The sequence below is a fragment of the Sporofaciens sp. St.21A7 genome (genome assembly GCF_059728535.1).
This window is the reverse complement of sequence record NZ_BAAGFN010000001.1, coordinates 2906705-2927296: the sequence shown is the minus strand read 5'-3', so window position 1 is coordinate 2927296 and position 20592 is coordinate 2906705. Positions and strand designations below refer to the sequence as shown.

Annotated in this window: 28 protein-coding genes and 1 pseudogene; 23 read left to right on the top strand and 6 right to left on the bottom strand. The window is 47.0% G+C overall.

Annotated features, from left to right (window positions below; genetic code table 11):
* The first annotated feature begins 352 nt into the window (after positions 1-352).
* The 9 genes from AC6I3O_RS14365 to AC6I3O_RS14325 all read left to right on the top strand — a co-directional run bounded on the left by AC6I3O_RS14365 (position 353) and on the right by AC6I3O_RS14325 (position 5113).
* Positions 353-1201 (top strand): DDE-type integrase/transposase/recombinase, encoded by an 849-nt coding sequence (locus AC6I3O_RS14365; protein ID WP_497853485.1) that lies wholly within the window; start codon positions 353-355, stop codon positions 1199-1201.
* On the top strand, positions 1198-2007 hold the full coding sequence (locus AC6I3O_RS14360; protein WP_497849974.1) for an ExeA family protein: 810 nt from the start codon (positions 1198-1200) through the stop codon (positions 2005-2007). The genes AC6I3O_RS14365 and AC6I3O_RS14360 overlap by 4 nt, the downstream gene beginning before the upstream one ends.
* A gap of 13 nt (positions 2008-2020) precedes the next feature.
* Positions 2021-2350, top strand: coding sequence for a DUF6618 family protein (locus AC6I3O_RS14355; RefSeq protein WP_497849975.1), 330 nt, complete (start codon positions 2021-2023; stop codon positions 2348-2350).
* Between the two features lie 234 nt (positions 2351-2584).
* Positions 2585-3067, top strand: a complete 483-nt coding sequence (locus AC6I3O_RS14350; RefSeq protein WP_497851483.1) for a hypothetical protein — start codon at positions 2585-2587, stop codon at positions 3065-3067.
* 29 nt (positions 3068-3096) lie between these two features.
* The gene (locus tag AC6I3O_RS14345; RefSeq protein ID WP_497851482.1) at positions 3097-3255 is read left to right on the top strand and encodes a hypothetical protein; all 159 of its coding nucleotides are present in this window, start codon (positions 3097-3099) and stop codon (positions 3253-3255) included.
* A 139-nt stretch (positions 3256-3394) separates the two neighbouring features.
* Positions 3395-3931 (top strand): sigma-70 family RNA polymerase sigma factor, encoded by a 537-nt coding sequence (locus tag AC6I3O_RS14340; protein ID WP_497851481.1) that lies wholly within the window; start codon positions 3395-3397, stop codon positions 3929-3931.
* Positions 3932-3962: 31 nt separating this feature from the next.
* Positions 3963-4307 (top strand): LPD28 domain-containing protein, encoded by a 345-nt coding sequence (locus AC6I3O_RS14335; protein ID WP_497851480.1) that lies wholly within the window; start codon positions 3963-3965, stop codon positions 4305-4307.
* Positions 4289-4759 carry a JAB domain-containing protein gene (locus AC6I3O_RS14330; protein ID WP_497851479.1) on the top strand — a complete coding sequence of 157 codons (471 nt, stop codon included), beginning with the start codon at positions 4289-4291 and terminating at the stop codon, positions 4757-4759. Before AC6I3O_RS14335 ends, AC6I3O_RS14330 begins: the two co-directional genes overlap by 19 nt.
* Before the next feature lie 147 nt (positions 4760-4906).
* Positions 4907-5113, top strand: coding sequence for a hypothetical protein (locus tag AC6I3O_RS14325; protein ID WP_497851478.1), 207 nt, complete (start codon positions 4907-4909; stop codon positions 5111-5113).
* A gap of 4 nt (positions 5114-5117) precedes the next feature.
* On the opposite strand, the gene AC6I3O_RS14320 is transcribed toward AC6I3O_RS14325, so the two are convergent.
* Positions 5118-5396 carry a helix-turn-helix domain-containing protein gene (locus AC6I3O_RS14320; protein ID WP_497851477.1) on the bottom strand — a complete coding sequence of 93 codons (279 nt, stop codon included), beginning with the start codon at positions 5394-5396 and terminating at the stop codon, positions 5118-5120.
* A gap of 156 nt (positions 5397-5552) precedes the next feature.
* Here AC6I3O_RS14320 and AC6I3O_RS14315 point away from each other — a divergent pair, with 156 nt between their 5' ends.
* The 5 genes from AC6I3O_RS14315 (at position 5553) to AC6I3O_RS14295 (ending at position 8595) form a co-directional block, all read left to right on the top strand.
* On the top strand, positions 5553-6497 hold the full coding sequence (locus tag AC6I3O_RS14315) for a zinc ribbon domain-containing protein (RefSeq protein WP_497851476.1): 945 nt from the start codon (positions 5553-5555) through the stop codon (positions 6495-6497).
* A gap of 54 nt (positions 6498-6551) precedes the next feature.
* A complete protein-coding gene (locus AC6I3O_RS14310; RefSeq protein ID WP_497851475.1) occupies positions 6552-7037 on the top strand; it encodes a DUF932 domain-containing protein in 486 nt (161 codons plus the stop codon).
* A gap of 142 nt (positions 7038-7179) precedes the next feature.
* Positions 7180-7929, top strand: a complete 750-nt coding sequence (locus AC6I3O_RS14305) for a nuclease/transposase family protein (protein ID WP_497853484.1) — start codon at positions 7180-7182, stop codon at positions 7927-7929.
* Positions 7930-8131: 202 nt separating this feature from the next.
* Positions 8132-8476: a DUF3848 domain-containing protein gene (locus tag AC6I3O_RS14300; protein WP_497851474.1), complete on the top strand. Its 345-nt coding sequence runs from the start codon at positions 8132-8134 to the stop codon at positions 8474-8476.
* Entirely contained in the window at positions 8473-8595 is a 123-nt protein-coding gene (locus AC6I3O_RS14295; protein WP_497851473.1) for a YqaJ viral recombinase family protein, read from the top strand. Before AC6I3O_RS14300 ends, AC6I3O_RS14295 begins: the two co-directional genes overlap by 4 nt.
* A gap of 173 nt (positions 8596-8768) precedes the next feature.
* Here the strand turns inward: AC6I3O_RS14295 and AC6I3O_RS14290 are convergent, their stop codons facing one another.
* The 4 genes from AC6I3O_RS14290 to AC6I3O_RS14275 form a co-directional block, all read right to left on the bottom strand.
* Positions 8769-9092, bottom strand: a complete 324-nt coding sequence (locus tag AC6I3O_RS14290) for a DUF6618 family protein (RefSeq protein WP_302134599.1) — start codon at positions 9090-9092, stop codon at positions 8769-8771.
* Between the two features lie 12 nt (positions 9093-9104).
* The gene (locus AC6I3O_RS14285; protein ID WP_016222687.1) at positions 9105-9911 is read right to left on the bottom strand and encodes an ExeA family protein; all 807 of its coding nucleotides are present in this window, start codon (positions 9909-9911) and stop codon (positions 9105-9107) included.
* A complete protein-coding gene (locus AC6I3O_RS14280) occupies positions 9911-11179 on the bottom strand; it encodes a DDE-type integrase/transposase/recombinase (RefSeq protein WP_304532923.1) in 1269 nt (422 codons plus the stop codon). The genes AC6I3O_RS14285 and AC6I3O_RS14280 overlap by 1 nt, the downstream gene beginning before the upstream one ends.
* A gap of 90 nt (positions 11180-11269) precedes the next feature.
* Positions 11270-11863 (bottom strand): DUF6431 domain-containing protein, encoded by a 594-nt coding sequence (locus tag AC6I3O_RS14275; RefSeq protein WP_304532924.1) that lies wholly within the window; start codon positions 11861-11863, stop codon positions 11270-11272.
* A gap of 234 nt (positions 11864-12097) precedes the next feature.
* Between AC6I3O_RS14275 and AC6I3O_RS14270 the strand changes: the two genes are divergently transcribed.
* The 7 genes from AC6I3O_RS14270 (at position 12098) to AC6I3O_RS14240 (ending at position 18008) form a co-directional block, all read left to right on the top strand.
* The gene (locus AC6I3O_RS14270) at positions 12098-12961 is read left to right on the top strand and encodes a YqaJ viral recombinase family nuclease (protein ID WP_497851472.1); all 864 of its coding nucleotides are present in this window, start codon (positions 12098-12100) and stop codon (positions 12959-12961) included.
* 158 nt (positions 12962-13119) lie between these two features.
* A complete protein-coding gene (locus tag AC6I3O_RS14265; protein WP_497851471.1) occupies positions 13120-13344 on the top strand; it encodes a hypothetical protein in 225 nt (74 codons plus the stop codon).
* Entirely contained in the window at positions 13331-13555 is a 225-nt protein-coding gene (locus tag AC6I3O_RS14260; RefSeq protein ID WP_497851470.1) for a hypothetical protein, read from the top strand. Before AC6I3O_RS14265 ends, AC6I3O_RS14260 begins: the two co-directional genes overlap by 14 nt.
* 214 nt (positions 13556-13769) lie before the next feature.
* Positions 13770-14756, top strand: coding sequence for a hypothetical protein (locus AC6I3O_RS14255; RefSeq protein ID WP_497851469.1), 987 nt, complete (start codon positions 13770-13772; stop codon positions 14754-14756).
* Positions 14746-14979, top strand: a complete 234-nt coding sequence (locus AC6I3O_RS14250; RefSeq protein WP_497851468.1) for a hypothetical protein — start codon at positions 14746-14748, stop codon at positions 14977-14979. Before AC6I3O_RS14255 ends, AC6I3O_RS14250 begins: the two co-directional genes overlap by 11 nt.
* Positions 14980-15018: 39 nt before the next feature.
* Complete coding sequence (locus AC6I3O_RS14245) at positions 15019-15957, top strand: DUF5688 family protein (protein WP_497851467.1); 939 nt, start codon at positions 15019-15021, stop codon at positions 15955-15957.
* A gap of 410 nt (positions 15958-16367) precedes the next feature.
* Positions 16368-18008: a recombinase family protein gene (locus AC6I3O_RS14240; protein ID WP_497851466.1), complete on the top strand. Its 1641-nt coding sequence runs from the start codon at positions 16368-16370 to the stop codon at positions 18006-18008.
* A gap of 61 nt (positions 18009-18069) precedes the next feature.
* Here the strand turns inward: AC6I3O_RS14240 and AC6I3O_RS14235 are convergent.
* Positions 18070-18213, bottom strand: a pseudogene (locus AC6I3O_RS14235) (spermidine/putrescine ABC transporter ATP-binding protein); the annotation flags it as partial.
* Between the two features lie 194 nt (positions 18214-18407).
* On the opposite strand from AC6I3O_RS14235, the gene AC6I3O_RS14230 reads away from it, so the two are divergent.
* On the top strand, positions 18408-19022 hold the full coding sequence (locus AC6I3O_RS14230; protein ID WP_497851465.1) for an epoxyqueuosine reductase QueH: 615 nt from the start codon (positions 18408-18410) through the stop codon (positions 19020-19022).
* 162 nt (positions 19023-19184) lie between these two features.
* Positions 19185-20564 (top strand): argininosuccinate lyase, encoded by a 1380-nt coding sequence (gene argH, locus AC6I3O_RS14225; protein WP_497851464.1) that lies wholly within the window; start codon positions 19185-19187, stop codon positions 20562-20564.
* The last annotated feature ends 28 nt before the right edge of the window (positions 20565-20592 follow it).

The following is a 20592-nucleotide window of genomic DNA, read 5'->3' as shown; positions in this document are numbered from 1 at the left end:
GTTTTCCGCATACTACTGATGTAAAATAGAGAAGAAAGAATACGGGTCATAAGAAGTATCACACCCGGATAGGTAATATAACTCTGATTCCGGGGATCTGGTAATTGTTTTAACAATGACAAAAGATCTGGAAAATGGTGTCGGATCAGCTTGGCTAATTCGCAGGCAAGATGAAACTGTTCCAGGTGTTCCCTAGCTTCTTTTCTTGTGATTTTTATTCTCGCTTCATGGTAAAACCTCCTCTCTTTTATGGGTACTGCGAAAAAATAGTTTGTCGTTAATTCTATTATCTCGTATTTCCCCGTAAAATGGGAGGTTTTTTTACGAAAATTTTTTAAGCGTCAAAGCTGACCTGAAATCCGCAAAAAACCCGTCCATACGTGACCGCAGGGCATTTGAGGAAGACGCGTTCGGGAAGCTGTGGCAGGCAGATACCTGCTACCTCCCTTACATTACAGAAAACGGGGTACGCAGGCGTGTCTACTGTATCATGATCATTGATGACCATTCCAGGCTCCTGGTTGGCGGAGAGCTTTTTTACAGTGATAATGCCTATCACTTCCAGAAAGTACTCAAGGCCGCTGTTTCCGCCTATGGGATCCCGACGAAACTATACGTTGACAATGGGTGCAGCTATGCAAATGAGCAGCTTTCCCTGATCTGCGGCTCCATCGGGACGGTGCTCCTCCATACAAAAGTAAGGGATGGGGCAAGCAAGGGGAAAGTCGAACGGCATTTCCGTACGCTCAAGGAACGATGGCTGTACGCACTTGACATCGAATCCATCCATTCCCTCGCGCAGTTCAACGGCCTGCTTGCGGATTATATCCGGGAATACAATACCACATACCATACCGGTATTGATGGCGTCCCTTTTGAACGCTACCGCGGCACATGCGGCTGTACGCGCCTTCCAAAATCCAGGGAATGGCTGGATGAGTGCTTCCTGAACCGTGTCTGGCGCAGGGTAAACAGGGATTCCACGGTTTCCATTGACAAGGTATCCTATGATGTGCCCATGCAGTTCATCTCCTCAAAAGTGGAGATCCGTTATCTTCCGGAGGACATGGGTTCCGCGTTCATCCTTTCTGACGGCGGGCATTACCCGATCCGCAGGACGGACCGCAACGAAAACTGCCGCGCGAAGCGGGAAAACCAGCCAGCCATTGACTATTCGAGGATCGGGGGTGCAGGGTCATGACACCTCTGGCTTATTACGGCCTGTCATTCAACCCGTTTGACAAGCAGGCTGTCCGGGAGAAAGACCGTTTCCTTTCCGCGGACCTTAAGGAAATGACGTCCAGGCTTGATTACTTAAAGGATTCCCGTGGCATTGGCGTGTTCACCGCCAGCCCCGGCATGGGCAAGTCCTTCGCCCTGCGCTGCTTTGCCGCCGGGCTGAACCCGGGCCTTTACCATATGGAATACATCTGCCTTTCCACCGTCAGCGTGATGGAGTTTTACCGCCAGTTCTGCTCTGTGCTCGGCCTGGAGGACCGGGGCGGCAAGCCCGGCATGTTCAAAGCGATACAGGAGCAGGTATACAGCCTTTACAAGGAAAAGCGCAAGCCGCTGCTTCTTGCGGTCGATGAAGCGCAGTACCTGTCCACAGGCATCCTCAATGACATAAAAATGCTGATGAACCACGGGTATGACTCGCTGAACTGCTTCACGCTCGTACTCTGCGGGGAACCGCACCTCAACAGCATCCTGCGCCGCCCGGTGCATGAGGCCCTCCGCCAGCGCATCACGGTGCATTATAATTTCATGGGGCTTGGCGATTCCGAGGTCGCAGAGTATATCGCGCATAAGATCACATGTGCCGGTGGATCCCGGGCCATTCTGGACAATGCCGCGCTCTCTGCCGTGCACAGCCATTCAAACGGGAACCCGCGCCTGATCGACAACCTGATGACGGATGCGTTCACACTTGGCTCACAGATGGATAAGAAGACCATCGACGCAGAGGTCATCCTGGCGGCTGTTGCCGGCCAGAACCTGATGTAAGGGAGGTGCGGGCATGGGTTACTATTATAAATGCGCCATGGAGGAAGAGGGACGTATGGTATCATGGACAGCCAGCATCGACACGCTCAGGATGACAGCATCCGGCCAGTATGAAGCTGAAATAAATGGACGGGGCACCTATTTCCATGTCATTGCGGGACGGCATAAATACGGCAGCTTCCTGTGCATACCAAACCACGATATCGGCTGCGAGCTTGCGGATTTTTCTGATATACGCTGGACGGTCGGACGGCTTTCTATGCATCCGATAGGGAAAGTAGATGCCGTAACAGTAGCTGCCGGTATTAGCCATCTTGAAAAGGCTGGCGCAGTATCCGGGTAAAAAACGTGAAAGGCCATGGATTCTTAAAGACCATGGCCTTCTGTATGTTTGAAACTGCCGATAGAAGTGTGTTGTTTGTTTACTGGCAGCGTGCGGTTAAATACGGGACTGCGCAGTCAAATATTCAGAACATGTTAAAATAATTCGCTGTTAGTTCCGATTACAATTCGCCGTTCAACAATAGAAGAACTTGCAGACAGCTTTCTTGCGGTGGGACAGCAGCAGCCGACGGTCTTGGCGAGAGTGAATGGGGAGTTCCGTATCGTGAGCGGGCACAGGAGGAACCTTGCGAATATCAGAAACCTTGAAAGGGGGTATCAGGAGTATGGGAAGGTGAGATATCTGTATAGGGATATGACTCCTGCAATGCTGGAACTGTCCCTTCTAATGGGAAATGCTTTGAATCGGGAACTGACACCATGGGAAAAGACCCAACAGGCGCAGAGATTGAAAGAGGCGTTGATAAAGGCGAGGGATGAGGACGGATTGGAGATACGGGGAAAGCTGCGGGATATCGTGGCAGACCTTATGAATGAAAGCAGTTCCGGCATTGCAAGGATGGACAGTATCCACAATCATGCGGTGCCAGAGGTTCAGGAAGAATTCCGGAAAGGAACCCTGAATATCAGTGCGGCGTATGAGGCGTCGAAATTATCAGAAGAAGAACAGAAAGCCATTGCAGAGAAAGCAGCGGAAGAAGGCGGCATGAAAGCCTGACAGTCATTACAGAAGCGGTTATGGAGGCAATGCAGAAAGTGTCCAATTTGGACACCCCGGAAGAATGGTCAGACGTTGAGTGGGCGGTATTCCTCACAAGGGCGATTATGAATCGGGCGGATTGTGTAAGCGAGGAAGATTTATATATGCTTCATGACATTATGATTCGGTGTCAAGAAAAATTGTGAAATGTCGATGGAGACATAAGGTGTCCAAATTGGACACCACATATAATTAGGAAGAAACAGATAATGAGTTTAAGAAATGGTAGAGCCGGGGCAGAAATGTCCCGGTTTTTTGCTGCTTGGGAAGGGAGAAGAAATACAGATGAAAAATATGCGTATATTGACAGGGGAACAGAAGAGATTTGCAGAACAGCACCATGTACTGGTGGAACGTTTTCTCTGGAAGAACCATTTGGAACGGGCTGAGTTTTACGATGTGGTAATCTTTGGCTATCTGGAGGCGGTTCAGGAGTATTTGGAAAAGCCGGAGTTATCAAAGTATCCGTTTTCTTCTATTGCGTGGAGAAAAATGCGGTTCTGCATGATAAACGAATATATTTATCAAAATTGCCCGAAACGAAATGCCCCTATGGGAACCTGTCATGAAGATTATGACCATGTGATTTCAAGAGAGCAGGTTTCAGAGCAGATGAATTGCGTTGCGAGGGAATTGGAACATCGGGCGCTGTTACAGCAGTTGATGTCCCATATGACGGCAAAGGAGAAGGAGGTTGTCTGCATGAGGGCGGCAGGATATACTTATCGGGAGATTGCAGAGCGTTGCAACATTACCATGCGGGGAGTTTCTGCAAGGCTGATAAGGATGAGGAAAAGGTTTCGGGCGTTGGAGTTGATTTAGATGGAATTGTGTGAGATAGGAGGAAACAAAAATGAGATATCGAGCAGATGAACTTCGTTATGAACAGGTCACAGTATTGGGGAGGGAGGCTATTTTCACAGACCTGAGAGTTTCAAGGGATTCCGTACCGAAAGAGTTTTCCTGTTATGAGGTCAGGCATGACGACGAGTGCCAGGGAAATCCGGTAGAGATTGCTAAGGGAATCTTGGTTAATTTTTATGGAACCTTACTGGTTCAGGGGAGCCTGGAACGGGTGGAGAAGGAGGGGTACTGTTTTCTTGAAGAAGATGACTGGAACGATAGCGGGGAAAGGAGTTTTACGTTAGAAGAATATAGGAAGGACAGGGGGATTGGAGAGTGGGAAAAGCAGGCGTGAAAAATTATGTGCCGTTTGTTCGGGTAAGGATGGTTCGGGAAAGAGAGATTCCGTATGCGATGGAGGAAATTGAAGGGCCGGAGAAAGTTGCGGTATTTACACGAAAGTTTCTGGCAGGGGCAGACAGGGAGCATTTGCTGGTGCTGTCTATGGATAATATAGGAAAGCTGGCGGCAATCGAGGTGGTGTCCATTGGGACGGTGAATGCGGCACTGGCAGAGCCGAGGGAAATCTTCAAACATGCGATTTTGGCAAATGCGGCGGGGATTGTGATGGTGCATAACCATACGTCGGGAAGATGTGTGCCAAGTAGTGAAGATATGGAGATAACGAAAAGGATAGAAAAGGCGGGAAAAATCCTTGGGATACCGTTGATGGACCATATCATTGTTGGGGACGGGTATTTCAGTTTTCGGACAGAGGGCTTGCTGGCGGATGGAAAAGAGGTATGAGTCATATTGATGCCGGATTATGTCACATTATGTCAAAGTATGTCGAATAATTATCATTTTTGTCGTTTTACGTCGGATGTGCAGTAAATACATTATAATGTGTTTAGCAGAACATAAAAGAGCTTTTGGTACGAGGAGGAGATAGGCGTGAAGGAACAGGAAGAATGGATAGGAAATTTAGAACATGATATGTATCAAGAAATCGTGAGAGTGACGCAATCCTTTCCGGTAAAAGAACAGCGGGCAATTCAAAAGGCATTGGCGGATATGATAGCCAAGGCGCAGGATAAGGCGTTTATGAGGGGATATGAGTATGCCATAGAAGTGTTGGAAAATGGGCGCATGAAAAAATAACCGCTTATATCCCCTTGATATCATCAATAATCTGGCGGACATGGGCCAACTGCACATCGGTAAGGCCGGTCACTTCAATGTAACTCCGGCCGTCCAGTTCCAGCAGGTAGTCGGTGCTTACGGAAAAGAACTGGGAAATCTTGACCAGCATTTCTATGGAAGGAAGAATGTTATTATTCTCCCAGTTGGAAACCGTCTGTTTCGAGACGTTGAGCGAATCCGCAAGCTGTACTTGGTTGAGGCTTCGGGACTGCCGTAAATTTTTAATCATATCACCAAACATAAGAAAACTCCTTTTTCATAGGCTACTCTAAAGAAAGTATATTTACAAAATACTAAAGTATTGATATAATGGACAATGTAAGATGTCAAAATATGTAAAAATTGGCAGCCAAGTGGAAGGGGAGGCGTAATTCATTTATTATAAAAGATGAGAGAGATGTATTCAGAAATAAGGAAAGAGAGGAAAAATGATATGTTTTGTACAACGTGTGGAAAGGAATTGAAGGAGGAATGGTCGATTTGTCCATATTGTGGGAATGAAACAAATGATGAAAATGAAAAAAAGGAAAAGAAAGAGATTATAAAAACTGAAAACACATATAATGCGGAAGATGAAGATGTTGATTTAAAGTCTGAAATAAAATTAATTAAAGGATTGATGTATCAACATCCTGTAAGAATAGTATTATGTATTCCAATTATCATTTATATGATTTATTTGTTGTATTTGCTTTTTACATATAATTTTAATAATTTGCTTCATGGGCAAAATTTTTGGGCAACCTTACCTATGGTCATAAGGGATTTAATACCTATATTTACTGGTTTGATTTTGAGTGATATTGGATTATGGTTGTTTTACGGGCCAAAAAATTATAAGCAAGTTAAAGAAAATGTTACAAAGAAATCTCAAAAGGGATATGGGATTGCTTCACATATCCTAGCTTTAATAGTAGCGCTTGTACTAATGTCGTGTGCTAGTGATGGAAATGAAGATGTTAATTATGTGGAAAGAGAATTATCAAGTGAAATAGCAAATGATGAACCATCCAATAATATGACGATGGAAGATTATATCAACTTGTGTCAAGAAGTAACGGGAGAGGACATAGCGAGAAACCCAGAAGCTTTTGTAGGTAAAGATATTATATTGGAGGGAGAATTTGATATTCTTGCAGGTGAAATAGTAATGAATTGGTTTACGGATAGCGGCATTATTGGGATAAAATATAATGGAAAAGCTGTAGATATGCAGGGAAATGTTATAGGAAATGTAATGACTGGGGATTATGGATATGTAGCTGGGAGATATGAAGGGGAGGATGATTGGGGACATAAATATATTAATGCACAAATTATTATCTTGGATAGGGCAGAATAGAATGTGTAAAAAGAATATTTAGACAAAAACAGAAGAAGGAGAACTAAAAGATGTTTGATTCGTGTCGTATGCCAGAACACTTTAAATCTTGCGTTGGCAAATGCAAAGCGTTCTTGGTCTATGATTCACACCGGGGATATCAAGGAGAAAATGCAGGAGGCAAAGGATACCCTGTTCCTGGCAGAAAATTACATGGACGAGCTTGGCAAAGAGTTTGAAGCACTCCGCATGAAGAAGCTGACGGATAAACAGGTCATGGAATATATCGAGATTTTACTTCCGATTGAGGACGGTTCCACGCCTCAGCAGGAGAAGAACATGAAGCGGTTACGGGAAGATATGAAAATCCGTTACTTTGACGCACCGGATTTACAGGGCGTGGGGAAAAATGCCTACCGTTTTGTCAATGCGGTATCTGATTTTGCGACCCATGCAGAACCTCTCCGTAAGACGGCGAACTATAAAGAGAATTTGTTCTCCCGCACCGTGGATGGGAATCCGATGATTGACAAGGCATATCAGATGGTAAGTGCAGCATAACAGGGTTGGGAAAAGCAGAAAAATTCAGTTTTCAAAAGAGACTATCTGATATATAATAGAAGTAACGAAAGAAGGTGGCATTTTGAGTACAGCGGCGCAGATACATCAACAGGATTTAGAGCGTCTGAAATCACTTCGGTATATGGATGATGATTTTATGACCGTCTGTTTGGCAGATAATTTTGAGGGCGTGGAACTGATACTTCGGATTGTCTTAGGACGGGCAGATATCACGGTCAAATCGGTTCGGACACAGGAACTAATGAAGAACCTGCAAGGACGTTCTGCTGTTTTAGACGTCCATGCGGTTGACAGTGCCAATCAAGAATTTGATGTAGAAATACAAAGGTCAGACGCAGGGGCAGGCGCAAAAAGGGCAAGGCATAACAGCAGCCTGTTAGATACGCATATATTAAAGCCTGGAGATGATACAGAGGATATTCCCGACAGTTATGTGATTTTTATTACAGAAAATGATGTCATGAAAGGAAACCAGCCCCTATATCCGGTAGAGAGATATGTTGTGATTGGGGAAGAAAAAGTATTATTTGGAGACGGTTCGCATATTTTATACGTGAATGGGAAATACAGGGGCAATGATGAAATCGGAAAGTTAATGCATGATTTTAGAAGTACCAATCCCGAAAACATGAATTATGAGGCGCTTGCCAAAAGAGCCAGGTATTTCAAACAGGACGAGAAAGGAGTTGCTGTCATGTGCAAAATTTTGGAAGATATGAGAAATGAAGCGGCATTAAACAATGCAAGAGAAACCGCCGAACGACTGATAAGAAAAGGGAAAATGACGCTTGAGGAGATTGCAGAGTGCATTCCAATGTTATCACTGGATGAACTAAAAGAGATTGAAACGAGAGTCATGCAGTTTGTATAATCAATCCTGTCAATGAAAATAAAATATAGTAACAGCGTCAGGGCATATAGAAACCGGAAATCTATATGCTCTGTTTTTTGCTATAAAGAGAGATGCATGAGCGATAACATTTAGGCTTATACCGCAGGGCAGATACCATTTTGTTCACATCACATGCTCAATGCGGCGTCACAGGATTGGGAAAGGCAGAGAAAGCAGGTATATGTATAGGAAACAGTTGGAACAAGCCTTCTGCCGGAAGATTAGCGGGGAATTGACAATCTTCCGGTATGAGGTTCTGCAGGGGGAAAAGGAAGCTATCTATGAGGCGGCTTACCAGATAGACAGTATCATCAGCATTTATGAACTTCTAGTAGAAATGAGCAGCAGGTTATCAACCGAAACTTTGGCGGCGGCGGTGATGTTTCCGAATATTCTGACCTTCCTTTATCGGGAATGGCTGGGATATGAGGATTCCTATACCGCAGATATTCAGTATTGTTTAGATAAGGAACTGGCAAAACTCAGGAGGGATTACAGGGGTATGAAGGAGGAGAACATCATATGAAGAAATTAGTATCCACATTGAATATGGAGAAAGCAGAATGGTTACAGTACCGGAAACAGGGCATTGGAGGCTCTGACGCAGGGGCGGTATGCGGGTTCAACTGTCGGACGGCAAATTGATGGAAACGCAAACAGCGAATTATTTTTCCGACATTTATCCTATTGACTGCGCAGTGCTGTCTGCAAATGCACAATCCTGTCAAAAATGCTGCACGTTGTTGTCGGTATTGTTTTGCGCCTGAAATGCAAAAGGCCATGGATCCCTCATGAGACACATGGCCCATATGAAAAATTTAGTTTTTCCCCTGCCTGTCGGCCAGAACAGGAAGATGAACCAGGCCGGTGGCGACAGTCACCGCATCCACCTTCCGCATCAGGGAGCCGATCCTTTCTTCATTCCAAAAGATATCGGAGAAATCGGAGAGCTCGCACCCTACATCATGGTTAGGGATGCACAGGTAGTTCCCATATTTATGCCGTCCGGCGAGGATGTGGAAGTAAGTCCCCCGCCCATTGATCTCAGCTTCATACCATCCGTTCCCCGTGCTCAGCAGGATGATCTGCCCCGTCCAGGTCTCCTTGCGGGAACCGCTTTTCAGGATACAGGTATAATTCATGTTCCATTCCTCCTATCCGAGATTCTGGCTGCTGACAGAAGCCAGGATGACATCCGTATCGATCACTTTCTTGTCCATCTGTGCCCCCAGAGTCAGCGCGTCGGTCATCAGGTTGTCCACCAGGCGGGGGCTCCCCTGGGAGTGACTGTGGACGGCAGAAAGCGCTGCCTGGTCGATGATGGAGGCTGCGCCTCCGGCACAGGCGATCTTGTGGAGGATATACTGCGCCACTTCCGAGTCTGAGAGACCGGAAAAGTTGTAGTGTACGGTGATGCGCTGGCGCAGGGCCTCATGGACGGGCTTTTTCAGGGTGCTGTTCAGGTGGGGCTCCCCACAGAGGATGAGCGTGAAGCAGTTCAGGGAGTCATACCCGTAGTTCATGAGCATCTTGATATCCTCCAGGATGCCGGTGGAGAGGTATTGTGCCTCATCGACTGCCAGGAGGAGGGGCTGCTTCTTGTCCTTGTAGAGGTAGAGTATCTGCTCCTGTACGGCGCGGAACATCCCAGGCTTGCCGCCCCTTGGCTCTAGCCCCAGAACAGAGCAGAGCTGGCGGTAGAACTCCATGACGCTGACCGTGGAGAGGCAGATGTACTCCATATGGTAGAGGTTGGGGTTGAGGCACTTTGCGAAGCAGCGCAGGGCGAAGGATTTGCCCATGCCGGGGCGTGCGGTGAACAGCCCGATTCCCCTTGTGTCCTTGAGGTAGTCCAGCCGGGACGTCATTTCCGAGATGTCCTTTGAGAGGAACCGGTCCTTTTCTCTTGCGTTCTGTTTGTCAAAGGGATTGAAGGAAAGCCCATAGTAGGAACGGAACATCAGCTCTCACCCCCAATCCTTGAATAATCGATGGACGGCGTGTTATTGCGTTTCGTCCTGCAGTTCTCGTTTTTATCCGTAGGCCGTATGGGATAATGTTCCCCCTCATAAAGGATGAAGGCACTGGACATGTCGTCTGGCAGGAAGCGGATCTCCACTTTTGAAGAAATGAACTGCATGGGAACGTCATAGGACACCTTGTCGATGGAGACGGTAGAGTCCTTGTTCACCTTCCTGGTGATGCGGTTCAGGAAACATTCCTCCAGCCACTCCCTGGACTTAGGGCTCCGGATGGAGGAGCGTGACTGCTGGTAGCGGTCCATGGGCGTTGTGCCGATGCCGGAATGGACAGATGTATTGTAGGTGCGCATATAGTCTTTAAGCAGCCGGTTGAACTGTGCCAGCGTGGTGATGGAATCCAGATCCAGCGTATAGAGCCAAGTCTCCTTGAGCGTTCTGAACTGGCGTTCTATTTTGGCTTTGGAAGCACCATCACGAATTTTTGTGTGTAAAAGTACGGTGCCGATGGAGCCGCAGATGAGGGAAAGCTGCTCATTCGAGTAACTGCAGCCATTATCGACATAGAGCTTCGCCGGGATTCCATGGGCTGCCACAGCGTCCTTGAACACCTTCTGGAAGTTATAGGCATTATCGTTATAGAAGAGGCCGCCGCCCACCAGAAACCGGGAATGGTCATCAATAATCATGATGCAGTAGACTCTCCTGCGCTGGCCGTGCTCCGTGATATAAGGCAGGTAACAGGTATCTGCCTGCCACATCTTCCCAAAGGCGTCTTCTTCAAACGCCTTCCTGTCCCGCATGCCTGGGTTGCGTGCTGATTTCAGGTCATGTTTCTTCACGAAGCGCTGGACGGCGCAGACGCTGACTGTGGCAGGGATGAAGGCTTCTTCAACGAGGTGCCGGTGGATCTGGGTGGAGTTCAGCCGTGGGAAGGCTTCCTTGAGGCGGTAGATCTCCTCGATGGCCGTGTCCGGGAGCACCCGGGTGGAGCCCTTATCGGAACGCTCCTGCGGCATGAGGGCGTCGATGCCACCGTTCTGGTAGAGGGACACCCATTTGCTGAGGGTCTTTGGGCTGTACTGGAATACCGAGCCGTCAGGCAGGGTGAGCGGTTTTTCGGTGATACGCAGGTAGTAAGCGTTCCTGGACGCATCCGGATAAAGGCCATGGATGACCGGCGCTATGAGAGCGAGGCGGAACTGTGCCATGGCGGCTGCGTCCGAAAGTTTTTTTGGATTGTTGTCCATAAAAATGTCCTCCTTAGGTGGTTTTCCACCATTATGCAGGAGAGAAGGGAGGGAAGCCATACCCGTGGCGTGTGGCCGACGGAAAAAGGGTCAGGGGCCGAACACCTGCTGGCAGTAAAGTGTCGGGTTTTTATGGGACTGGAGGAAAGACTTTGTAAAACGGCGGACAAAGGCGGAGGCGAAATCCGAATAAGCCGGCTGCGTGAGCAGGGACTTCAGGAAGGAAAGGCCGGAAACCTCCATGGAGGAAAGCACGCCGAGCCAAACTTCCTTCTGCACCCGAAAGAGCTGCAGCCACCGGCGCAGCTGGGAAAGGGTGATGCCGAAGCGTTCGCATAGCCTTTCCACAGTGGAAAGGCGCAGGAAATACTCTGCCAGGACACGTAGAAGGAAGAACAGGCCGTAGCCGGAGTAGGGAATGATGAAGTCCGGGAGGATGGCATGGGTATGGCCACAGGTACAGATAAGGCGCATGATGCAGAGGCTGTGGCGGACCTGGGTGCCGCCTATAAAGTCCACCAGGGAGCGGTCATAGTAGGCATGGATGCGGCAGGATCCCTTTACCCCACAGCAGGGACAGGTCTGCAGTTCCGAACGGAATCCGGCCATAAAGGAATCGAACAGGATCTTTGATGAACTTTTTATACGAACCAGCTTGCAAAACAGGGAATTTTCTCTTATCATAATATATGTCGGTGGTGCTGGAGCCTCATGAGCGGGACATGATCCCGTATATGGCAGGCACACTGGTATGTGAGAGAAAGAACGAACTGTGGAAGGTGCTGTTCTTTCTCTTTTTTTTGTTCCATAAAAACTATATCGGAATGACATGGGATGGTCAAGAGGAAAACGTGCCGCCTCCTGTAGCACACTTTTATAGACAGTGTTTAAAAACTGAGATTATAATTTGACGTTTTTGTGCGGGAGATAGGAACTTTAATTTGCTGGGCTACATTCAACCCCTACCGCACAGCCCTGCAGGTGTACCAGGACAAGACCACGGACGAAACCGAAGAAATCGACAATGAGGCAATGCGCCAGGGGCGGGAGTTTGAAGATTATGTGGCAAGGAGATTCACGGAGGCGACAGGGAAAAAGGTACGCAGAGCCAACGCCATGTTTTATGATGAAGCCAATCCCTTTATGCTGGCAGATGTAGACCGGATGGTAGTGGGGGAGAATGCAGGGTTGGAATGTAAGACTGCAAGCCCTTACATGGCGGATAAATGGAAGGATGGCAGGATTCCCTTATCTTACCAGATTCAGTGCTACCACTATATGTCTGTCTGCAATGTAGAGGCTTGGTACATCGCTGTCTTGATATATGGGAGAGACTTCAAGTTTTACCGCTTGGAGAGGGATGAAAAAATGCTTGCCGATTTGGTAAGGATTGAGAAGGATTTCTGGGAGAACCATGTGTTGAAGCGTGTGTTGCCCAATCCCGACGGTTCCAAGCTGGCAGACAGCGTGATTGCGGAGGATTTCAAGAAATCCTCGGCCAAGACCATCCCCTTAAACGGTTTCAATGAGAAATTAGAACGCCGGCAGGAATTAGCGGACATCATGGCAGAGATGGAGACGGAGAAGAAGCAGATAGAGCAGGAGTTAAAGATGTATCTTGGGGAAGCGGAGTTAGCGGAAAATGAGAAGTACCGTGTATCATGGAAAGCGGTAGACAGCCAGAGGATAGACGAGAAACGCCTGAAAGCAGAGAAGCCGGAGGTATATGCAGAGTACCAGAAAATTGTCCGCAGCCGGAGGCTTACGGTAAAAGCCGCTTAATAGGCCAGACAAAAAGTTTCGCTTGTGCCATGAATGGGAAAAGCTGTCAATATATGGGGGATGAATATAAAGAAAGGCAATATACAAGGAATAAAAAATAGGTTATAATCGAATAAAGAACAGCGATAAACGGAATCTAAAAAGCAGAGGTGAAAATCATGTTGGCAGTAAAAGGAACGATACAAGGCAATACGGTAGTTATCAAAGATGAAGATATAAAAAAATATGACGGAAAAGATGTGATTGTAACGATTCTTGATTTCCAGTATGAACGGCAGAAAAAACAGGTGGACTTAAAGAAATACATGGACAGGGGAGAAAAACTTTTCCAGTCAGACGCACAGGAAGCTATAAGGGAGTTACGGGATTATGACAGGTTATAGAAAAGTATTTTTGGATATTGCACCAAGGATGGATTTCCTTGATAATGATGTAAATTTTGGAGAAGTTGAATTTCCAGACCAGAAAAAAGCGGTTGGGCAAATAGGTTTATCTGCAGAACGGAAATTGTTTGAAGAATTTTCCGGAAGTGTTGACAGAATCATAGATGGAAAGACAGAGAAGATGGAGGCACTGGATGAAAAATATTTATAATACCGGAAAGAATGAGTTTTTGTAAATATTACAAAGCGATAATAGATTCATGAAGTGTTAAGGAGAGGATGAAAGATGCCTCTCCTTTTTGAATGCCAGAATATGATACCCAAGGGTACACCGTAATACATGCCCTGCGGGCGGGTGGACTCTGTCCAACAAGGCATAGGGAAGGAATTGCAGATAGAAGTTTCTGCAGTAGTGGAGGTAAGAAATGTCAGATATTAAGGAAGAATTAGCAAAGAGAGCGTCAAGTCTCAGAAAGAAGGAGTCTGGAAACGAGCCGCAACGGGAAGAAGCAGTTGACGGGGCAGGCGGTGAGAAAGCGTTTGTCCGGTTATTGAGGGCGGACGAGATTGAATGCCGGGTATCGACCATCAATGAAAGGGGATTGAGCCTTCTCTTATTCAAGGACGCCCGTGTAGACCAGAAGATTCTGGATGAGACGTTTACGCCCTTTGGCTGGAAGCGGACACATCAAATCATAGACGGGAATCTGTATTGCACTGTGGAAATCTGGGACGGTGAGAAATGCCAGTGGATTGCCAAGCAGGACGTAGGGACGACCAGCTATTCGGAGAAGGAGAAAGGGCAGGCTTCGGATTCCTTTAAACGGGCTTGCTTTAACTGGGGCGTGGGAAGGGAACTATATACGGCGCCGTTTATTTGGATTGGGGCGGGAAATGCCACGATTCAGAAGAAGGACAACAAGTTTACAACCAGCGACCGGTTTTCGGTGAAGTCCATTTCTTACAATGAACAGCGGGAGATAAATGCCCTTGTGATTGTGAATGGAAAAGGCGTCAAGGTGTTTGAATTAAAGCCGAAACAGAAGGTAAGGCAGGATACGGGAAATCAGCAGAATGCCGGAGGTAAGCCAGATGAAGGACAAAAAGCAGAATGTAAGGAGAATCCCAGCCAGGAGAAGGGAAGCAGGGAGAAAGCCGGACAGGAATTGGGGAAGCGGCAGAATCCCAGCCAGAAGCCAGAGGGAAGCCGGATTACGGACATGCAGAAAACCGTTTTAGAGCAGGAATTAAGGCGCACGGGGGTTCCCATCGAAAATGTGCTGTCCAGATATAGAATCCATAAGCTGGAACAGATGACGCCGGAGATTTATACGAAGGCATTAAGCGGGTTAAAAATTGGAAGAGGCTATGCTGGTGAGGGACATTTGCTGGGAGGATATTATGCTGATTAGGGATATCTACAATCGGATTTTTGCAGAAACAAAAGAGATGGAAAAGAACGACCATGCGATAAGCGACGATTTGTCTGCTTTGCTCAAGGACGTGGATTTACAAAAGATTACAGATGAAGAATTTACGAACCTAATGTGCCAGGCATGTGCCATCGGGGAACGGCAGGGATTCGTGTCAGGATTCCGTGTCTTTGCGAAAATGATGTGTGGGGCGTTATCTTAGGGATTACAGAAAGGATTATGAATGGCAAGGTGAAGAAGAATGGAGAATGGAATGATGATGGATTATACGCAGTTCAAAGAGGCGTTGAAGGATGTCCTGCAGGAGCATTTCTTTGGAAGGGGGCAGGTGTTTTATGACAATGTAGTAAAGACGAATGACACGAGCAAAGAGGCGGTCGTTGTGTGTCAGTTCGGGACAGCCGTGCGTGCAACGCTTTATCCGGAGGATATCTATGAGGGATATCAGCATACGGGAGATTTTGGGAAATGTGCAGAAGAGGTAATCCGGGCGTGTGATATGCCCCTGTGTATCAATGAGGGCCATATCCCCAAGACTTGGGAAACTGCAAAACGCAGGCTGTGTATGCGGGTAATTAGTAGGAACTGGAACCGGGAAGCCTTGAAACGGCTGCCCCATAGGGACTATCTGGATTTGGCGGTTGTGTTTTATGTTTTTATTAAGGAAGAAGGGGGAATGGCGGCAACGCTGCCGGTCAGCAGGGAATGTATGGAGTTCTGGGGCGTGGACGTAAAGGACCTGTGGGAAGCGGCCCGGAATAATCTAAGGGAAGAAGAGTTTCGGATAGAGATGATGGAAACGGTCTTGGAAGATGTGCTGATGGAAAATGGAGACGCCGAGACTGCCCGTCAATTTAGGGAAGAGATGGAAGAGGCAGAAGAGAAAGTGGGGATGTATGTCATCTTTAACCGGAACCGGAGTTATGGGGCCCGGGCAATCCTGCGCAAAGACTTGCTGCGGGAATTTGCAAGAGAACGGGGAGGCAGTTTTTATATCCTGCCCTGTTCGGTGCATGAAATCATTTTATTGAAGGAAAGCAAGATGTTCACAGTAGAAAATCTAAAGGATATGGTTTACCAAATCAACCACTGTACGGGTGCGGTAGGGCCGGAAGAATGCCTGTCGGATTCCATCTATTACTATAATGAAGACACGGATAGGGTCGTTCTTGTAGCGTAGCAGGATGAGGGCAAGGGATGGCAGGATATTGGTGGGCCGGGAATAAGGCGTGCTGGGAACCAAAAGGATTTTTGGAGAGGCTGGCCTGGGATAAGGCGAGCCTTCCTGTACGGGAAATCGTTTTGGAGGGATGATACGTGGAAAAAATTATATTAAAGAAAACAAAGACCAAACGGCCTAAAAGGTGCATAATGCACCGCAGGTTTCAGATTTTTGCAAAGAAAAGATTTTAGCAAAGGTGAGGGCGTCCAACTTCATAGAACAAGAGAAAATAGCCGCCACTGCCAATAGTGACGGCTTCTAAAATACCCCGGTAGTTTACAAAAATAATTGGAGGATTGAGGTAAAAATGTGATATACTGAACAATAAAATGATTTGTTACCTTTCTTTTTTCAGAAGGAGACGGACTATGAAAATATTCATATATAGCAGGAAATCAAAATGGACAGGCAGAGGCGAGAGCGTAGAGAACCAGCTTACCATGTGCAGGGAATACATACAATATAACATTGAAGGGGCAGATAAAGCGGAGATTGTGGAATATGAAGATGAAGGGTACTCCGGAAAAAATACAAACCGCCCCCAGTTCCAGAAGATGATGAGCGACATCAAACAAGGCCAGTGCAGTTATCTGGTCTGCTACAAATTAGACCGGTTAGGGAGAAATATTGCGGATTTGGCGAATCTGATTGAGACGCTGAATAAGCTGAACGTCTCTTTTGTAAGCATTAAGGAAAGATTCGACACGTCAACGCCCATCGGAAAAGCCATGATTTATTTTGCAGGGGTATTGGCTCAGATGGAACGGGAACAGATTGCAGAGCGTGTCAGGGACAACATGATAATGCTTGCGAGAAAAGGAAGATGGCTTGGCGGCAATACGCCCTTAGGATTTCGGGCTGAGGCAGAAGAAAAGATTTCAATCAACGGTAAAAATAAAAAATCCTTCCGTCTGGTGATGGATGATGAAGAAATAAAGGTAGTGCAGTTTATCTTTCAGGAGTATTTAAAAAAGCAGTCTTTGGTAGGGCTTGTCAAATATTTCCTGAGCCATGATATCATGACCAAGAGGGGCAATGAATATACCACAACGGCGGTCAAGGATATTCTGACCAATCCGGTATACTGTACCGCCGATAAAGAAGCCTACGATTATTTCTGGAATCTGGGCTGTCAGGTCTGTCTGGACGAGGAGGAGGCAGACGGAAAATACGGCTTGATTAGTTACGCAAAAACATCTTCTTCTCAATATAAAAACAAAGAGAATGCGCCGGAAAAATGGGTGATTGCACTGGGCAGGCATAAGGGAATTGTATCTGGAAAGGATTTTGTGAAAATCCAGAATGTGCTAAAGCAGAACAGCTCTAAGGGAGATAGCTGGCATAAGCCTCAGAATCAGGTTGCTTTATTATCAGGACTGTTATATTGTTCCTGCGGCCACTATATGCGCCCGAAGAATTATTCTTCCAAACAACTGACAGAAGATGGCGAACGGAAGTTTTCCTATCTGTGTACCTATAAGGACAAGACCAATGGGAAAAAGTGTTCGACAGCAAACGTACAGGGCAATACCCTGGACAGATTAGTCTGTGAGGAGATTCTGCGGTATGCAGACGTTAGCTCCAGCGTTTACCGGATGTTGGAGGAGATGAAAGAGAAGATTGTAAATACAAAGGAAGATAAGGTAAATGCAGCGGATATTCTGGAACAGGAGATACAGAAACGAAAAAAAGAGGTAAAGAACTTAATTACCGCCCTTGCGAAATCGGACGGCAACGAGGCGTTTATCAGCCAGATTGAACAAGAGATTACGAAGCTTAACGATGAATGTGCGGCGTTAGAAAAAGAAAAGGGCGAGGCCGGCGAGGAGGGTTGTCTGATACAGGGGAACAGACAGCAGCTCGAAGTTCTGAAAGAGCAGCTTCAATCATTCCAAAAGCTGTTTGACTCTTTAACGGTAGTCGAAAAGAGGGAATACCTGCGTATGATATTAGACAAGGTTGTCTGGGACGGGGAACAAGCCCATATTTTTATCTGTGGCAGCCATTGACGGGAAACGGGCGGAAAAATATCGGTGGCTGCCGGCTGGTTTGTTTCCGCTTCTGAACCATCGCATTGCCGCAGCCCGAAGGTCCTACGATAGAAACGAATTCGCCCTTGTTCAGCGCAAAGGATATGTCCGTAAGGGCAGGCGTTTCCCCTTCCAGGGTGTGATAGGCATAGTGGATATGTTTGAGTTCTAATACTTGTTCCATAGGAACCTCCAGTATTTATTATGATACAGTTATCGTTACACTATTTTATGTAAATATCATAAATTAGTGACGGATTGACCTTGCCAGAAGCGCTGAAAGCGGTTATAATTCAAAAGTATACCCAAGGGCACACCGTAAAACATACCCTTAGGGTATACCTATTTGGATGTACCCTAAGGAGGAGAAGCGTTCAGATGAATTATCAGAAAGAACTGGAAAAAATAATTGAAGGATTGGAAAAGGAAGAGAAGACGCCAAGCCTTCTGCTGCATAGTTGCTGCGCGCCTTGCAGCAGTTATGTAATGGAATATCTGAGCAACTATTTCAGGATTACAATATTTTACTATAATCCGAATATTTATCCCGAAAGCGAATATACGAAACGGATTCTGGAGCAGCAGACCTTGATTGCGAAGATGAAAACCCGGCATCCCATATCATTTATGGCAGGAAATTATGATAAAGACCGTTTTTACGAGATGGCGAGGGGGATGGAGCATCTCAAGGAGGGAGGAGAACGTTGTTTCCGATGTTATGAACTTAGGCTTCGGGAATCGGGAGAGGTGGCAAAAAAGTGTGGATTTGATTATTTTGCAACGACCCTTAGCATCAGCCCCCTGAAAAATGCCGCCCGGTTAAATGAAATTGGGATGCGGCTATCCAAGGAGTTAGGTGTTTCGTACCTGCCGTCTGATTTTAAGAAGAAGAACGGTTATAAACGCTCGATTGAATTATCGAAGAAGTACGGTCTGTACCGGCAGGATTACTGCGGATGTGAGTTTTCCGTAGCCGTGCCGCGCAGGGCGTAGAATATGGTGGGGCTGTCGGAAAATGATATTTTCAGACAATATATAGTTTAAAGCTCAACGATTCATATCTATATATTGTAGAATTTTTCCATTTCCCGACAATCCCTTGGGATTGCGTAAATAGCTTCTCAAGATAATGGAATACAAGGGAGATGAAAAGATATGGCACAATTATGGGGCGGACGTTTTACAAAGGAAACGGATCAGCTGGTATATCAATTCAACGCATCCATCTCATTTGACAAGAGATTTTATGCCCAGGATATCCGGGGCAGCATTGCCCATGTGATGATGCTGGCAAGGCAGGGAATCTTGACGGATGCGGAGAAGGAGAAGATTGTAGAAGGACTTGAGGGAATCTTGGGCGATGTGGAGAACGGAAGGCTTGAGATTACAGATCAGTATGAGGATATCCACAGTTTTGTGGAGGCAACATTAATAGACAGGATCGGGGAGCCGGGAAAGAAGCTTCATACGGGGCGCAGTCGTAATGACCAGGTGGCGCTAGATATGAAACTTTATGCAAGAGACGAAGTACACATGCTGAACCAGCTGGTGAAGGAGCTTTTGCAGGCGGTATTGGCAGTCATGGAGGAGCATGTGGATACATATATGCCGGGATTTACCCATTTGCAGAAGGCGCAGCCGGTAACACTTGCCCATCACATGGGGGCATACTTTGAAATGTTCCGCAGAGATCATGAGCGGTTTCAGGATATTTACCGGCGGATGGATACCTGCCCGCTGGGGTCCGGCGCTTTGGCGGGAACCACTTATCCGCTGGATCGGGATTATACGGCGAGTTTGCTTGGGTTTGGCGGACCCACAAGAAACAGCATGGATGGAGTGTCCGACAGGGATTATCTTCTGGAACTTCTGTCGGCCCTGTCGATTATGATGATGCATCTGAGCCGGTTTTCCGAGGAGGTCATTATCTGGAATTCCAATGAGTACCGGTTTGTGGAGATAGACGACGCTTACAGTACGGGCAGCAGTATCATGCCGCAGAAGAAGAACCCGGACATCGCAGAGCTGGTCCGCGGCAAGACCGGGCGGGTCTACGGGGCGCTTCAGGCGCTTTTGGTGGCGATGAAGGGAATCCCTCTTGCATATAATAAGGATATGCAGGAAGATAAGGAGTGGGCGTTCGATGCCATTGATACAGCAAAGGGATGCCTCTCGCTGTTTACCGGGATGCTGCGCACCATGCATTTTCAGAAGGAGCGGATGGAGGACAGCGCAAAGCATGGGTTCACCAATGCGACGGATGCAGCAGATTATCTGGTGAACCATGGAGTGGCATTCCGGGATGCCCACGGAATCGTCGGCAGATTGGTGCTCCTGTGCATTGAGAAGGGGATTGCGTTGGATGAACTGCCCCTAGAGGAGTATCAGAAGATTTCCCCTGTATTTGAGGAGGATATCTATGAGGCAATCAGTATGGAGACTTGTGTCAACAAGCGTGTCACGGCTGGGGCGCCGGGAAGAGCCGCAATGGAGGCTGAGATTGCCGCTTGCAGGAAGTATCTTGGAGAATATTAAGTATTGCAAGGGATTGCAGGATGTATCG